General features: G+C 66.2%; 10 protein-coding genes. 3 read left to right on the top strand and 7 right to left on the bottom strand.

Annotation, left to right across the window (positions count from 1 at the left end; all coding sequences use genetic code 11):
- Positions 1-61: 61 nt before the first annotated feature.
- The 4 genes from B9N43_RS03905 to B9N43_RS03890 are packed head-to-tail and all read right to left on the bottom strand — an operon-like array spanning position 62 to position 3670.
- Entirely contained in the window at positions 62-1069 is a 1008-nt protein-coding gene (locus B9N43_RS03905; protein ID WP_186454046.1) for a quinone-dependent dihydroorotate dehydrogenase, read from the bottom strand.
- 14 nt (positions 1070-1083) lie between these two features.
- The gene (locus tag B9N43_RS03900) at positions 1084-1857 is read right to left on the bottom strand and encodes an arginyltransferase (protein ID WP_409994724.1); all 774 of its coding nucleotides are present in this window, start codon (positions 1855-1857) and stop codon (positions 1084-1086) included.
- Positions 1858-1874: 17 nt separating this feature from the next.
- Complete coding sequence (aat, locus tag B9N43_RS03895; protein WP_145841015.1) at positions 1875-2609, bottom strand: leucyl/phenylalanyl-tRNA--protein transferase; 735 nt, start codon at positions 2607-2609, stop codon at positions 1875-1877.
- On the bottom strand, positions 2606-3670 hold the full coding sequence (locus B9N43_RS03890) for an ABC transporter ATP-binding protein (protein WP_145841014.1): 1065 nt from the start codon (positions 3668-3670) through the stop codon (positions 2606-2608). The genes aat and B9N43_RS03890 overlap by 4 nt, the downstream gene beginning before the upstream one ends.
- An 83-nt stretch (positions 3671-3753) precedes the next feature.
- On the opposite strand from B9N43_RS03890, the gene B9N43_RS03885 reads away from it, so the two are divergent.
- Positions 3754-5400, top strand: coding sequence for an ABC transporter permease (locus B9N43_RS03885; protein ID WP_261379383.1), 1647 nt, complete (start codon positions 3754-3756; stop codon positions 5398-5400).
- 24 nt (positions 5401-5424) lie between these two features.
- Here B9N43_RS03885 and B9N43_RS03880 read toward each other — a convergent pair whose 3' ends face one another.
- Entirely contained in the window at positions 5425-6444 is a 1020-nt protein-coding gene (locus B9N43_RS03880; RefSeq protein ID WP_145841013.1) for a Fe(3+) ABC transporter substrate-binding protein, read from the bottom strand.
- Positions 6445-6596: 152 nt separating this feature from the next.
- Entirely contained in the window at positions 6597-7394 is a 798-nt protein-coding gene (gene fabI, locus B9N43_RS03875) for an enoyl-ACP reductase FabI (protein WP_145841012.1), read from the bottom strand.
- A 97-nt stretch (positions 7395-7491) separates the two neighbouring features.
- Between fabI and B9N43_RS03870 the strand changes: the two genes are divergently transcribed.
- Positions 7492-9600, top strand: coding sequence for an ABC transporter substrate-binding protein (locus tag B9N43_RS03870; protein WP_222428790.1), 2109 nt, complete (start codon positions 7492-7494; stop codon positions 9598-9600).
- A gap of 196 nt (positions 9601-9796) precedes the next feature.
- On the opposite strand, the gene B9N43_RS03865 is transcribed toward B9N43_RS03870, so the two are convergent.
- Positions 9797-11710: an ATP-binding cassette domain-containing protein gene (locus tag B9N43_RS03865; protein WP_145841010.1), complete on the bottom strand. Its 1914-nt coding sequence runs from the start codon at positions 11708-11710 to the stop codon at positions 9797-9799.
- A 190-nt stretch (positions 11711-11900) separates the two neighbouring features.
- Here B9N43_RS03865 and B9N43_RS03860 point away from each other — a divergent pair, with 190 nt between their 5' ends.
- On the top strand, positions 11901-15437 hold the full coding sequence (locus B9N43_RS03860) for a PAS domain S-box protein (protein WP_186453968.1): 3537 nt from the start codon (positions 11901-11903) through the stop codon (positions 15435-15437).
- Positions 15438-15441 lie beyond the last annotated feature (4 nt).

Here is a 15441-nt window from a genome sequence, read left to right as displayed (position 1 = left end):
AATAATACCCGGAAAGAATACCCATCGGATCAGGGTGGATAACCAAAAATCCATCCGCTTTCTATGCCGTTGCGCCGACGCACTCCTGGATCAGCTCCGGCCCCCGGAAAATCAGCCCCGAATAGATCTGCACCAGCGCGGCGCCCGCGTCCAGCTTGGCCTTCGCCCGTTGGCCGTCGGTGATTCCGCCGGCCGCGATGATCGGCAGTTCGTCGCCCAGGGCGATCGCCAGGGCGCGAACCACCGCGGTGGATTTCTCGAACAGGGGGGCGCCGGACAAGCCGCCGGCTTCCCCCGCGTGCGCCAGTCCCTCCACGCCGTGGCGGTCCAGGGTGGTGTTGGTGGCGATCACCGCGTCGATGCGATGCCGGCGCAGGGCGTCGGCGATCATGGCGATCTGGTCGTCTTCCAGGTCGGGGGCGATTTTCAGGGCCAGAGGCACATAGCGGCCGTGCTTGTCCGCCAGGGCCGTCTGTCGCTGCTTGAGCGCGCCCAGCAGGGCGTCCAGTTCCGATTCGCCCTGCAACTGGCGCAGATTCTTGGTGTTGGGACTGGAAATGTTGACCGTCACATAGCTGGCGGCGCCATAGACCTTGTCCAGGCAGATCAGGTAATCGTCGGCGGCCCGCTCGATCGGGGTGTCGAAATTCTTGCCGATGTTGATCCCGAGCACGCCCTTGAATCGAGCCTGGCGCACGTTGGCGAGCAGGGCGTCGACGCCGTGGTTGTTGAAGCCCATGCGATTGATGATGGCCTGCCGCTCCGGCAGCCGGAACAGGCGTGGCCTGGGATTGCCGGGCTGCGGGCGGGGCGTGACGGTGCCGATTTCGACAAAACCGAAACCCAGCTTGCCCCAGGCATCGATGCATTCGCCGTTCTTGTCGAGGCCGGCGGCCAGGCCCACCCGGTTGGGAAAGTCGATGCCCATCACCTTGACGGGCCTGCCCTGGGTCGTGGGCGGGAAAAGCAGTCCCAGGCGCTCCAGGCGCTTGAGGCCGGCGAGGGTGGCTTCATGGGCGGATTCGGCGCCCAGGGAAAACAGCAAGGGACGGATCAGGCAATAAGGCAGCATGGGTTGGATCGTCAAACAGGATTCAGAAGGTTTTCAAGCGGTTGCCACTGGCCCTTGTGCAGGATTTCCAGCGGATGGTATCTGGCCTTGTAGGCCATTTTCCGGCTGTCGCGGATCCAGTAGCCGAGATAGACGTGGGGCAGCCCCAGGCGCCGGCACTGGGCGATTTGCCAAAGGACGGCATAGGTGCCGAAGCTGCTGGGCGCAATGTCCGGATCGTAGAAGGTATATACCGAGGACAGGCCGTCGCTGATCACGTCGATGATGCTGACCATGCGCAGCTCTTCCCGCTCGCGGAATTCCACCAGATGGCTATCCACGTGACTCTGGAGCAGAAAGTGGGAGTACTGGTCGCGGCTGTCCTGGTCCATGCCGCCGCCCTGATGCCGCGCGACCTGGTAGCGCTGGTAGAGCTGGTAATGCTCTTCGCGGAAAACCAGCGGCCGCTCGATGGCGACGAGGTTCTGATGCTGTTGCCGAGCCCGGCGCTGGCTGCGGTCGGGATGGAACGCCGCTACTGGAATCCGCACCGGATGGCATTCCTGGCAGCCGTCGCAATGAGGCCGGTAGGTGAAGGCGCCGCTGCGCCGGAAGCCGGCGCGCAGCAGTTGGCCGAACAGCTCGCTGTCGATCAGATGGGCCGGCGTGGCGACCTGGGAGCGCGCGACCCGGCCCGGCAGATAGGAGCAGCCGTAGGGGGCCGTTGCATAGAACTGCAACAGGGAGAAGGCGGGAAAGTCGCGGGGATGGGTCATGGAGTTCGGGAACGTTGCATGCACCTGCATGTACCGGCCTGTCCTGGTCAGGGGCGTTGCTTCCGGCCTGCCGGATTCCGGTAGGCGTCCAGAATTCCGTCGGCCGGCCAGGGACCGGGCGACCCGCCTTGCGCCGTGAGGTCTTCCAGCAGATCGAGAAACCGGCGGCGAGGGATGGGGCGGGCGCCCATCGACGCCAGATGCGCGGTTTCCATCTGGCAGTCGATTATGCCGAATTCCCGACGTTTCAAATATAGGCAAAGATGCGCCAGCGCGATCTTGGAGGCATCGCGCCGGTGGGCGTACATGGATTCGCCGTAGAAAACCCGGCCGATCGCGATGCCGTACAGCCCGCCGGCCAATGTTCCATCGATCCAGGTTTCCACGCTGTGGGCGTAGCCCTGCCGGTGCAGCGCGCGGTAGGCGGCCCGCATCTCGGCGGTGATCCAGGTGCCGCGCTGGCCGTGGCGCGGCGTCTCCGCGCAATGCTGGAGCACTTGGTCGAAGGCGGTGTCCAGGCGCACTTCGTAGGCGCTGTTGCGCAAGGTGCGCGCCAGCGAGGTGCGGATTTTGATCTCCTCGGGAAACAGCACCATGCGGGGGTCTGGCGACCACCAGAGAATGGGATCGCCGGGCGAGAACCAGGGAAAAATGCCGCGCCGGTAGGCCGCCAGCAGCCGCGCCGAGGACAGATCGCCGCCCACCGCCAGCAAACCGTTGGGGTCGGCGAGCGCCTGCTCGACCGGCGGGAAAATGAATGCGTCGGACGGGTGTTTGCTCATGGACGCGGGGGAAAGGCCACCACGTGATCCACGTCCAGGCGAATGCCGATTTTCTCGCCCAGCGCATGATCGTGATGGGAGGGGACCAGCGACAACACCTGGTGCCCCGAGGGCAAGCGCAAGGTGTAGAGGAACTCCGCGCCCTTGAAGGTCTTGCCCACCACGACGGCGCGCACCGGCGCGGCATCGTCATGGACCACGTCATCCGGCCGCAGCAGAACGTCCAGCGCGCAGTTGCGGCCGCTGGCGACGCAGTCGGCGGCGCACTCCAAGGGCAGCCTGCTGTGCAGCAGGCCCAGTTCCATCCGCACCGTCCCGGGGCCGGCCACTTCGCCGGGCAGCAGCACGCCCTGGCCGATGAAGTCGGCCACATAGCGGGTGGCGGGGCAGTGATAGAGCTGGTAGGGCGTGTCCCATTGCTCGATGCGGCCCTCCCGCATCACCCCCACCACGTCGGCCACGGCGAAAGCCTCGTGCTGGTCGTGGGTCACCAGGACGGCGGAGGTGCCCATGGCCTTGAGAATGTCACGCACCTCCAGGGAAAGCCGTTCCCGCAGTTCCACATCCAGGCTGGAAAAAGGTTCGTCCAGGAGGATCAGGCGCGGGCGCGGCGCCAGCGCCCGCGCCAGGGCCACCCGCTGTTGCTGGCCGCCGGAAAGCTGGTGGGGGTATTTGCGGTCTTGGCCGGCCAGGCCGACTCGCTCCAGCAGTTCCTCGACGCGAATGCGCCGCTCGTCGCGCGAGGCGCGTCCCATGCCGAAACCGATGTTGTCCCGTACGCTCAGATGCGGAAACAGGGCGTAATCCTGGAACACCATGCCAATCTGCCGGTGTTCCGGCGCCACGTGGACCTGGCCGCTGACCTCGCGGCCGTCCAGCAGTATCCGCCCCCGCTGCACCGGCTCGAATCCGGCAATGCAGCGCAGTACGGTGGTCTTGCCGCATCCGGAGGCGCCCAGCAGACAGGCGATCTGCCCCTGCGCCAGGGAAAGGCTCAGATCGCGGACCACGACGTGATCGCCGTAGGCCTGGGTGATGCTGTGCAGTTCCAGCAAGGGCATGATGGAATCGCCAGTGGCGCAACAGTTGAGAGTAGCTCTCAATTATAATCAATCGGCCTTCCACGTAGCCTCATTCAGCCACCTTGCGCCTGCCCCTGACCGCCGTCTGTACCTTGATCGCCCTGCTGGTGGCCATGCCGGTGCTATCCGTGGGAACCAATCTATTCACGGGCGGCACCGGCGACACCTGGCGCCATCTGGTCGATACCGTGCTGCTGGAATACATCGGCAATTCCGCGCTGCTGTGCATCGGCGTCGGCATCGGCGTGACCAGTGTCGGCACGGGCGCGGCGTGGCTGGCGGCGCTCCACGAGTTTCCCGGCCGGCGCCAGTTCGAGTGGCTGCTGCTGCTGCCGATGGCCATGCCTGCCTATGTGCTGGCCTATGCCTACACCGATTTCCTGCAGTTCGTCGGGCCGGTGCAGACCTGGCTGCGCGAAGCGTTCGGCTGGCGCCGCGGCGACTACTGGTTTCCCGACGTGCGCAGCCTGGGCGGCGCCATCGTCCTGTTCAGTTGCGTGCTCTACCCGTACGTCTATCTGCTGGCGCGCACCGCCTTCCTGGAGCGGGCCGGCGGCATGATCGAGGCGGCGCGGGTGCTGGGCCTGTCGCCGGTGCGCGCCTTCTTCGGCGTCTCGATTCCCCTGGCCCGGCCGGCGATCGCCGCGGGGATGGCGCTCGCGCTGATGGAAACCCTCGCCGACTACGGCACCGTGGCCTACTTCGCCTTGCCGACCTTCACCACCGGCATCTACCGGGCCTGGTTCTCCCTCGGCGACCGGACCGCGGCGGCCCAGCTGGCGGCCTGCTTGCTGGGTTTCGTACTGCTGCTATTGGCGTTGGAGCAAGCCAGTCGCGGCCAGGCACGCTACCACGACACCAGCGGCCGCCGCGCCGTGCGCCAGCACTTGCGGGGGTTCCCGGCGGTCCTGGCGATCCTGGGCTGCGCGCTGCCGATCGTGGTCGGTTTCCTGCTGCCGGCCGGCCTGTTGCTGCAACTGGCCCTGGCGGACGAAGGCAGCGTCGATGGCATGCCGGGACGCCGATTCTTCGACCTGGCGCGGAACAGCCTGATCCTGGCGCTGATCGCGGCATTCCTGGCGGCCGGCCTCGCGCTGCTGGTCGCCTACGGCGCCCGCCATGCGGTCCGCACCCGGCAACGCCTGGCGCAATGGTCGGCGCGCCTGGCCAGCCTGGGCTATGCGGTGCCGGGGTCGGTGATCGCGGTGGGTGTGCTGATCCCGGTGACGCGCCTGGATCACGCCCTGGCCGGGCTCTGGCAGCAGTTTTCGGGCACGCATCCGGGGCTGATCCTGACCGGCGGCATCGCCGCCCTGGTCTATGCCTATGTGGCGCGCTTCCTTTCGGTGGCGCTGCAAACGGTGGAATCCGGCATGAGCCGCATCACCGGCAGCATGGACGACGCCGCCCGCAGCCTGGGTTGCGGGCAGGGGCAGACCCTGGGTCGGGTCCACCTGCCCCTGCTGCGGGGCAGCCTGCTGACGGCGATGCTGCTGGTGTTCGTCGAAGTGATGAAGGAACTGCCCGCGACCCTGGTGATGCGGCCATTCAACTTCGATACCCTGGCCACCCAGACCTACACCCTGGCGGCCGACGAGCGCCTGGGCGAAGCTTCCATTCCGGCGCTGGCCATCGTGGCGGTGGGACTGCTGCCCATCATCCTGCTGGCCCGGCAGATCGCCCGCGGACGGGCGGCTACCGGCTGCTGACGGGCGCCCGGCCGAGAGCGGACCTTAGCGCCAGCCGACGCGGTCGAAAATCCTCTGGGCCTCCGCGGCGTTCTTCGCCAGGGTGGATACCGGCAGCAGGTCGGCCTTGAATTTGCCCATCGCGCTCAGCGCCGGGTTGTCGGCCTTGACGCCGGGCACCACCGGCCATTCGTTGTTGCCGTCGGCGAAATGGATCTGGGCCTGGTCCGAGGCCAGGTACTCCAGGAACTTCACGGCGGCTTCCTTGTGCGGCGCGGTCTTCAGCATGCCGCCGCCGGAGATGTTGATGTGGGCGCCCTGGCGCTGCTGGTCGGGCCAGACGAGGCCCACCTGCTCCATCGCCTTGCGATCTTCCGCCTTGTCCGAACGCATCATGCGCGCCAGGTAATAGGTGTTGGCGATGGTCACGCCGCACTCGCCGGCGGCGACCGCGCGGATCTGGTCGGTGTCGCCGCCTTTCGGGCCGCGGGCGAAATTGGTGGCGACCCCTCGCGCCCAGGCTTCGGCGTTGGACGCGCCGCGATGATGGATCAGGCTGGCCAGCAGCGAGATGTTGTAGGGATGGCTGCCGGAGCGCATGCAGATCTGCCCCTTGAGGCGGGGCAGGGCCAGGTCCTCGTAATTGGCCACGTCCGCGGCCTTGAGGGTGGCCTTGTTGTAGACGATGACCCGTGCACGGGTGGAAAAAGCGAACCAGTCGCTGCTGCGCAAGTGGGCGGGAATGCGGCTCTCCAGCAGCCTGGACTTGACCGGGGCGAACAGGCCCAGTTCATCCGCCTTGGCCAGGCGCGCGGCATCGACGGTGATGAAGATGTCCGCGGGGCTGGCGGCGCCCTCGTTGCGGATACGCTCCAGCAATTCGTCTTCCTTGGCCTCGATGCGATTGATCTTGATCCCGGTCTGCTTCTCGAAGTTGCGGTAAAGGGCTTCGTCGGTCTGGTAGTGGCGCGCCGAGTAGAGGTTGAGTTCCTTGTCCGCGGCGTTGGCGGTGATGGCGATGGCGCTGAGCAGTGCCAGCAGGATCGGATGGCGTCGGGATTTCATCGCGAGGATTCCATTCAGGATAGAGAACATTCGATTCTAATGAGAATTATTCGCAATTTAAAGCGAATCAGGTTTCTCAAAGCAAAACGCCCCGCGCAGGCAGGGCGTTCGGCAGCAGTCGACAACAGCCGGAGGCCGTGTCCTGGCTGGCGTCAGGGCAGGGGGTCGGCGTTGCCCATGGCCGTGGTGTTGATGCCGCCGTCCACGTAGAGGATTTCGCCGGTGATGCCGCTGGCCAGGTCGGAGAGCATGAAGGCGGCGGCATTGCCGACTTCCTCGATGGTGACGTTGCGGCGCAGCGGCGCGTGGTGGGCGTTGTACGACAGGAGCTTGCCGAAGTTGCCGATGCCCGAGGCGGCCAGGGTCTTGATCGGGCCGGCGGAAATGGCGTTGGCGCGCACGCCCTGGGGGCCGAGGCAGAAGGCCAGGTAGCGCACCGAGGCCTCCAGGCTGGCCTTGGCCAGGCCCATGGTGTTGTAGTTGGGCATGGTGCGCTCGGCGCCCAGGTAGGTCAGCGCCAGCACCGAGGCGTTGCTGCTCTTCAGCAACATCGGGCGGGCGGCCTTGGCCAGGGCGGGAAAGCTGTAGGAAGAAACGTCGTGGGCGATGCGGAAGGCGTCGCGGGTGATGCCGTCGAGGAAGTCGCCTTCGATGGCTTCGGAGGGCGCGTAGGCGATCGAATGGACCAGGCCGTCGAGGCGGTCCCAGGTCTTGCCCAGGTCGCGGAACAGGGCTTCGATCTGGCCATCGTCGGCCACGTCGCAGGGAAAAATCAGTTTGCTGCCGAATTCCTCGGCGAACTTGGCAATCCGGTCCTGGAATCGATCGTTCTGATAGGTGAAGGCCAGTTCGGCACCCTCGCGATGACAGGCACTGGCGATGCCGTAGGCGATGGAGCGGTTGGAGAGCAGCCCGGTGATCAGGATTTTCCTTCCGGCGAGAAAGCCCATGTGTTTCTTCCCTTCAGTGATGACCGGCGGATTATATAGCAGCGCATCGGCTAAACTTTCCGCCATGTGTAAGGCGATAATATTGATGGCGAGCCTCATGTTGACTGGCCTCGCCGGTTGCAGCGGCTCCTGGAACGACCCCTATCCGGCGACGGAGCGGGAGCGCAACATCCTCTACAGCGCCTTCACCGAACGCCCCAAGCATCTGGACCCGGTGCAGTCCTACAGCGAGGACGAGATCACCTTCACTGCCCAGATCTACGAACCGCCCCTGCAATACCACTATCTGAAGCGGCCCTATACCGTGGTGCCGGCCACGGCGCTGGAAGTGCCCCGGCCCCGCTATCTGGACGCCCACGAGCGCCCGCTGCCGGAGTCCGCCGATCCGGCCGCGATCGCCTACACCGACTATGAAATCGTGCTCCGGCCGGGTATCCGCTATCAACCCCACCCGGCTTTCGCCGAGCCCATGGATGGCACTGTCGCGGATCTGTCGGCCATCCGCGCCCTGGCGGACTTCCCGCGCCAGGGCAGCCGGGAATTGACGGCCGAGGACTACGTCTACGAAATCAAGCGCCTGGCCCATCCGCGCCTGCACTCGCCGATCCTGGGGCTGATGGGGGAATACATCGTCGGCCTCAAGGAGCTGGCCGGCACGTTGCAGGATCACGACCGGGCCCATCCCGATCCGTGGCTGGACCTGCGCCAATTCTCCCTGGCCGGCGCGGTGGCGCTGGACCGCCATCGCTACCGCATCCGCATCAAGGGCAAGTATCCCCAGTTCCTCTACTGGCTGACCATGCCCTTCTTCGCGCCGATTCCGTGGGAGGCCGACCGCTTCTACAGCCAGCCGGGCATGGCGGAGAAGAACCTGACCCTGGACTGGTATCCGGTGGGCACCGGCCCCTACATGCTGACCCGGAACGACCCGAATGCCCGCATGGTGCTGAGCCGCAATCCCAATTTCCACGGCCAGCCCTATCCCTGCGAAGGCGCGCCGGGCGACCGGGAGGCCGGTCTGCTGGCCGATTGCGGCAAGGCGCTGCCCTTCATCGACGAGGCGGTCTTCACCCGCGAGAAGGAGCAGATCCCGTACTGGAACAAGTTTCTCCAGGGCTACTACGACGCCTCGGGCATCGCCTCGGACTCCTTCGACCAGGCGGTGCAGGTGGGCGCCGGCGGCGAAGTGAGCCTGACCGACGACATGCGCCGCCAGGGCATCCGGCTCGCCACCTCGGTGGCCACCTCCACCATGTACATGGGCTTCAACTGGCTCGATCCGCTGGTGGGCGGCGCCGATCCGGCCACCGCGGAGCGGGCGCGCAAGCTGCGCCAGGCGATTTCCATCGCCATCGACCAGGAGGAGTTCATCTCGATCTTCGCCAACGGCCGCGGCATCGCCGCCCAGGGGCCGATTCCGCCCGGCATCTTCGGCTACCGCGAAGGCGAGGCCGGCATGAACCCGGAGATGTACGAATGGACGGGGGAGGGACCGCGCCGCCGCTCCATCGAGGTCGCCCGCCGCCTGCTCGCCGAGGCGGGCTATCCCAATGGGCGCGACGCCAGGAGCGGCGAGCCGCTGATCATCAACCTCGACACCACGCTGAACGGCGTCGGCGCCAAGTCGCGGGTCGACTGGCTGGTCAAGCAGCTGCGCAAGATCGACGTGCAGCTGGTGGTGCGCAGCACCGACTACAACCGCTTCCAGGAAAAACTGCTGAAAGGCAACGCCCAGCTTTTCTACTTCGGCTGGAACGCCGACTATCCCGACCCGGAGAACTTCCTGTTCCTGCTCTACGGCCCCCAGGGCAAGCTGAAACACCAGGGGGAGAATGCCGCCAACTACGCCAATCCGGAATACGACCGGCTTTTCGAACGGATGAAGGCGATGGACAACGGTCCCGAGCGTCAGCTTCTGATCGACCGCATGGTGGCGATCCTGCGCCACGACGCGCCCTGGGTCTGGGGCTTCCATCCCAAGGACTACGCGCTCGCCCACCAGTGGCTGCACAACCGCAAGCCGACCAAGGTGGGCAACAACACCCTCAAGTACCAGCGGGTCGACGCCGGTCTGCGGCAGCGGCTGCGCGACCAGTGGAACCGCCCGGTCCTGCTGCCGGCCCTGGCGCTGGGCCTGCTGCTGGCGGTGACGACGTTGCCGGCGCTGATCGGCTATCGGCAGCGGGAACGGCGCCGGGGACGCTGAAAAGGGGGCCGCTGAATCGAGGGGTATTGTAGATTTTTTGACTACAATTCAAGTGGCTTTTGTTGGCATGAAATTTCAATGTCAGATGGAATCTGATTCTTCATTTTGAGGGTTTTTTAAAACCTTCAGATTGTTGCTATACAGGAAACAATCAAACAATTACCCTTTCATCGCCAGAACCGACTGACGATGGACTTTATTTCGCCGCGGCGGCCTTGGCCTCCAGCACTTCCCAGCGTTCCAGCAGGTCGAGCAATTCCGTTTCGATCCCGCCCAGGCGGGCGGCGATCCTGGCGCCTTCCGCGGCGGGACCGGCGTGGATCGACGGGTCTTCGAGGCGGGCGGCCAGGGTCGCCTGTTCGGCCTCCAGCGCGGCGATGCGGTCGGGCAGGGCTTCCAGTTCCTTCTGCTCCTTCCAGCTCAGCTTTTCCGGCCTGGCGCGCGCGGCCTGTTTCTCACCTTCCGCCTTGGCGGCGGGTTTTGCCGCGGCCGCCGCGCCGGCCGGGGCCGACTTGCGCATCCGCAGCCAGTCGTCGTAGCCGCCGACGTACTCGCCCCAGCGGCCATCGCCCTCGTAGGCGATGGTCTGGGTGACCACATTGTCGAGGAAGGTCCGGTCGTGGCTGACCAGGAACAGCGTGCCGCTGTAGTCCTGGAGCAGTTGTTCCAGCAGTTCCAGGGTCTCGATGTCCAGGTCGTTGGTGGGTTCGTCCAGCACCAGCACGTTGGCGGGACGGGCGAACAGGCGTGCCAGCAGCAGGCGGTTGCGCTCGCCGCCCGACAGCGACTTCACCGGCGAGCGGGCCCGGGCCGGGGCGAAGAGGAAGTCGCCCAGATAGCCGATCACGTGCTTGCGCTCGCCGCCGATCTCCACGTACTCGGACCCCGGCGAGATCACCTCGGCCAGCGTGGCCTCCGGGTCCAGGGCGGTGCGGAACTGGTCGAAATAGGCGATCTCCAGCTTGGTGCCCAGGCGCACGCTGCCGGCGTCGGGCTCAAGCTCACCGAGGATCAGGCGCAGCAGGGTGGTCTTGCCGGCGCCGTTGGGGCCGATCAGGCCGATCTTGTCGCCGCGCAGGATGCGGGTGGAAAAGTCCCGCACCACCGGGCGGTCGCCGAAGGATTTGCAGACGCCCCGCAGTTCGGCCACCAGCTGGCCGCTCTTTTCCCCGGCATCGAGGCTCAGCCGGGCCTGTCCCATGCGTTCCCGGCGCGCGGCGCGGTCCTTGCGCAGCTGCTCCAGGCGCTGGACGCGGAACACGGCGCGGGTGCGGCGGGCTTCCACGCCCTTGCGGATCCACACTTCCTCCTGCGCCAGCAGCTTGTCGAAGCGCGCCTGCTCCAGCGCTTCGTCCTGCAGCATCTGGCTCTTGCGCTCCTGATAGGCGGCGAAGGAACCGGGAAAGCTGGCCAATCGGCCGCGGTCCAGTTCGACGATGCGCGTCGCCAGGCGGTCGAGGAAACGCCGGTCGTGGGTGATGAACAGCAGGCCGATGCCCGATTCCAGCAGCAGATCCTCCAGCCATTCGATCGCGCCCAGGTCGAGGTGGTTGGTCGGTTCGTCCAGCAGCAGCACCTCGGGGCCGGCGGCGAGCGCCCGGGCCAGGGCCAGGCGCTTTTTCTGCCCGCCCGAGAGACTGCCCACCGACGCGTCCGGGTCCAGGTTGAAACGCTGGATCGCGCGCTCGGCCTGGCTCGCCGCGGACCAGGCGCCCAACGACTCCAGTTCTCCCTGGAGCCGGTTGAGTTGCGCCAGCAGGGTTTCGTGGTCGGCGTCCGACTCGGCCAACTGGTGCGACACCTGATGCCATTCGGCCAGCAGCCGGGTGGCGGCGCCCATGCCGGACACCACGGCGTCGAACACGCTCTGCTCCGGCGCGAAGGGCGGTTCCTGCGGCACATACGCCAGCTTCAGTCCCGGCTGGCGCCAGACCTGGCCGTCGTCCAGGCCGCTTTGGCCGGCCAGGGCGGCCAGCAGGGAGGATTTGCCGCTGCCGTTGCGGCCGATCAGCGCCACCCGCTCGCCGGCATCGAGCTGGAAATCGGCGTGGTCGAGCAGGGCCACGTGGCCGTAGGCAAGGCAGGCTTGGGACAGCGACAGCAGGGGCATGGCGAGAAACCGGGCGGGGAGCAGAGGAAAAATCGGGGAGACGCCGTGGCGGAAACACTGCGCGGTCCGCGATTATAGGCGGGGCGGGAAGCGTGACCCGGTCCGCGCAGTCGGCTTGGTTCTGGAATATCGGAGACAATATGTCGTGTCCAGTACCCGTGAAACCCACCTCATGAGTCCAGCATCGGCTATGGATGAAATCGCGCGCCCCCTTGTTCGGCACCGCTATCCGGCGACTGCCGTGATCTGGACGCTGCTGGTCATCGCCTCCGTCGGCAATGGCTGGTACCAACTGAGGAGCGGGATCGAAAGCGCCGCGGTGACCGCAGCGCGGGCCAGCATTTCGAAAGACATCAATTTCCGCCGCTGGGCATCGAGCCATGGCGGCGTTTACGTGCCGCCGGATGCGCGAACGCCGCCGAATCCCTATCTCGACGTGCCGGGCCGGGACGTGACGACCGCCGACGGCATGGCGCTGACATTGATGAGTCCGGCCTACATGCTGAACCAGCTTCAGACCGAATACGCGGGGGAGTTCGGTGCCCGGAACCGCATTACCAGCCTCGATCCGCTGAATCCGAATAACGCGCCGCAGGCATGGGAAGCCCAGGCGTTGGGGCGTTTCGAGCAGGGCGCCGCGGAGTTCCAGGAAATCGTCTATCGCGAGGACAAGGGCTACCTGCGCATGATGCTGCCCATCGTCACGGAGCGGTCCTGCCTGAAATGCCATGCCAGCCAGGGCTACCGGGTGGGGGACGTTCGCGGCGGCATCAGCGCGGTGGTGCCGCTGGAGGCTTTCGAGGTCCAGCATACCGGGGAGCTGCTGATGCTCCTGGCCTCCCACGGCGTGCTGTGGCTGACGGGGTCGATCGGACTGGGCCTGAGTTACCGCCGGGATCGACGCGCCGAAACGGCGCGCAGGCAGGCCGAAGGGACGCTGCGGCGCTACAGCGAAATCGTCAAGACCTCGGGGGACATGCTGGCCCTCGTGGACCGCGCCCATTGCTATCGGGTGGTCAATCCCGCCTATGCCCGTTTTTTCGGCACCACTCCGGAGGCCCTGGTCGGCAAGCCGGTGCGGGAAGTCCTCGGAGAGCGGTTCTACGGTGACGTCCAGCCTCATGTGGCCCAGGCGCTGGTCGGTGGCTCGCCGCACTTTCGGGTGACTCGCGCCCTGCCGGGCGGGTTCCCGCACGTCCTGGACGCGGTGTATCGGCTCTATCGCGTCGGCGGCGAGGTCGTGGGCGTGGTCGCCAGCTTGCGGGACGTGACGGAACAATCGAATGCCGAGCAGGCGCTCTCCATCAGCGAGGCCAAGTTCCGTTCCTATCTTGCCGGCGCGCCCATCGCCATTGTGGTGACCGATGGCGATGGGCGCATCGCCGAGGTCAACCCGGCGATGGAACGGCTGTTCGCCGCTTCCCGCAATCAGCTGATCGGCCTTCTGATCTCCACGCTGTACGACGCCGCGGATCTGGAACGGCTGCGGCAGGAGAACGCCAAGCTGGAGTCCCAGGGGAACATAGAGGAGGGCGAATACCGGATGCATCGCCTGGACGGCGGCGTGCTGTGGGTGGTGCTGCGGGCGGTCAGGCTCGATGATGGCCGCACCTTGGGCTTCCTGGTGGATATCTCGGACCGCAAGGCGGCGGAGCAAAGCCTGATCGAACGGGAAATCGTGTTGCGCACCATCATCGAGACCAATCCCGAATGCATCAGGGTGACCAATCCCGACGGCACCCTGCGCCATGTGAATCACGCCGGATTGGCGATGTTCGAGGCGGACAGCCTCGAACAAGTGGTCGGCAAGCCGGTGGTCGACGTCGTGGCTCCCGAATGGCGCGAGGATTTCCTGGCGCTGCATGAGCGGGTGCTCAAGGGCGAATCGGGGCGGCTGCAATTCGAGATCAGGGGCTTGAAAGGCGGCCAACGCTGGCTGGAGACCCAGGAGGTGCCGATGCGCAACGCCGAGGGCGAGATTACCTCGGTGCTGTGCGTGACCCGGGACATCACCGAGTACCGCAAGAGCGAGGAGAGCCTGCGGCTTGCGGCGACGGCCTTCGCCAACGCCACCGACGGAATCCTGATCACCGATCCGGATGGAACGATCGTCGATGTGAATGACCGGTTCGTGAGCCTCACCGGCTATTCCCGCGAGGAACTGGTGGGCGGCAACCCGCGGATTTTCAAGTCGGGCCTGCAGGATGCCGACTTCTATCTCGACATGTGGCGGGATCTGCTCACCCTCCGCGCCTGGGCCGGCGAATGCCGCAACCGCCGCAAGGATGGCTCGATCTACGTCCAGGATCTGCGGATCTCGGCGGTCCTGGATGAGGAAGGCAAGGTGACTCATTACGTGGGCATCGCTTCCGACATCACGGAACTCAAGCACAGCCAGCAGCGCCTGGAGGACCTGGCCTACCATGATCTGCTGACGCACTTGCCCAACCGCGTGCTGCTGGCCGACCGGATGCAGCAGGCGATGGCCCTGGCGAACCGCAAGAAGGAACTGCTGGTGGTCTGCTATCTCGACCTCGACGGCTTCAAGCCGATCAACGACACCTGGGGCCACGCAGCCGGTGACCAGCTGCTGATCGAAACCGCGGAGCGCTTGCGCGGCTGCGTGCGGACGGCCGACACCGTGTCGCGGCTGGGGGGCGACGAGTTCGTCATCCTGCTGGGCGGGATGAATGCGATGGAGGAGGTCGAACAGGCCTTGCGGCGCATTTTCTCGGTGCTGAATCGTCCCTACCGGCTTCCCGAAGGGGAAACCATCATTTCGGCCAGCCTGGGCGTGACCCTGTATCCGCTCGACGGCGACGACGCCGATGCGCTGATCCGGCATGCCGATCAGGCCATGTACGCGGCCAAGCAGGCGGGCAAGAATTGCTTCCGGCTGTTCGATCCGGAACACGATCGCGCTTCCCGCAGCCAGCGCGAGCAGGTCAATCGCTTTCACGCCGCCATGGCGGCCGGCGAGCTCCAGCTCCACTACCAGCCCAAGGTGGATATGCGCACGGGACGGCTGATCGGCGCGGAGGCGCTGTTGCGCTGGCAGCATCCGGAGAATGGGTTGCTGGCGCCCGGCCACTTCCAGGCCATGCTCGACAACGCCGAGCTGGCGCTGCCCCTCGGTGAATGGGTGCTGGGGACGGCGCTGCGCCAGCTTTCCTCCTGGAACGAGCAGGGGATGCAGATCAACGTCAGCGTCAATATCTCCAGCCAGCACCTGCAGCAGCGCGACTTCGTCGAACGCCTGCGGGCCCTGTTGAAGTCCCATCCCCGCGTGGCGCCAAACCAGCTGATGCTGGAAATCCTCGAATCTTCGTCGGTGGAGGACATGATCCAGATATCCCAGACCATCCGCGCCTGCCGCGCCGTCGGGGTGAGTTTCTCGCTGGACGACTTCGGCACCGGCTACTCGTCGCTCACCTACCTGCGCCAGCTGCCCACCGAGGAACTCAAGATCGACCAGTCCTTCGTGCGCGAGATGCTGACGGACCGGGAGGACTGCGCGATCGTCGAAGGCGTCATCAGCCTGGCCCGCACCTTCGGCCGCCAGGTGATCGCCGAAGGCGTGGAAACGCCCGAGCACGGTGTCCTGCTGCTGAGCCTGGGCTGCCATCTGGCCCAGGGCTACGCCATCGCCCGCCCCATGCCGGCGGCGCAATTGCCGGCATGGCGGCGGGCCTGGGCGCCGCCGGAGGAATGGCGGGCGCCGGCGTAGACCG

The sequence above is a fragment of the Denitratisoma sp. DHT3 genome, from assembly GCF_007833355.1.
Taxonomy (GTDB): domain Bacteria; phylum Pseudomonadota; class Gammaproteobacteria; order Burkholderiales; family Rhodocyclaceae; genus Denitratisoma.
The sequence above is the reverse complement of the archived record's forward strand: the minus strand, read 5'-3'. Positions and strand labels throughout refer to the sequence as shown.

Excerpts from the sequence above, each read along its gene's own strand:
- B9N43_RS03900 (WP_409994724.1), bottom strand. The coding sequence starts at position 1,857 with ATGCAGGTGCATGCAACGTTCCCGAACTCCATGACCCATCCCCGCGAC.
- aat (WP_145841015.1), bottom strand. The coding sequence starts at position 2,609 with ATGAGCAAACACCCGTCCGACGCATTCATTTTCCCGCCGGTCGAGCAG.
- B9N43_RS03890 (WP_145841014.1), bottom strand. The coding sequence starts at position 3,670 with ATGCCCTTGCTGGAACTGCACAGCATCACCCAGGCCTACGGCGATCAC.
- B9N43_RS03880 (WP_145841013.1), bottom strand. The coding sequence starts at position 6,444 with ATGAAATCCCGACGCCATCCGATCCTGCTGGCACTGCTCAGCGCCATC.
- fabI (WP_145841012.1), bottom strand. The coding sequence starts at position 7,394 with ATGGGCTTTCTCGCCGGAAGGAAAATCCTGATCACCGGGCTGCTCTCC.
- B9N43_RS03870 (WP_222428790.1), top strand. The coding sequence starts at position 7,492 with ATGTTGACTGGCCTCGCCGGTTGCAGCGGCTCCTGGAACGACCCCTAT.
- B9N43_RS03865 (WP_145841010.1), bottom strand. The coding sequence starts at position 11,710 with ATGCCCCTGCTGTCGCTGTCCCAAGCCTGCCTTGCCTACGGCCACGTG.
- B9N43_RS03860 (WP_186453968.1), top strand. The coding sequence starts at position 11,901 with ATGGATGAAATCGCGCGCCCCCTTGTTCGGCACCGCTATCCGGCGACT.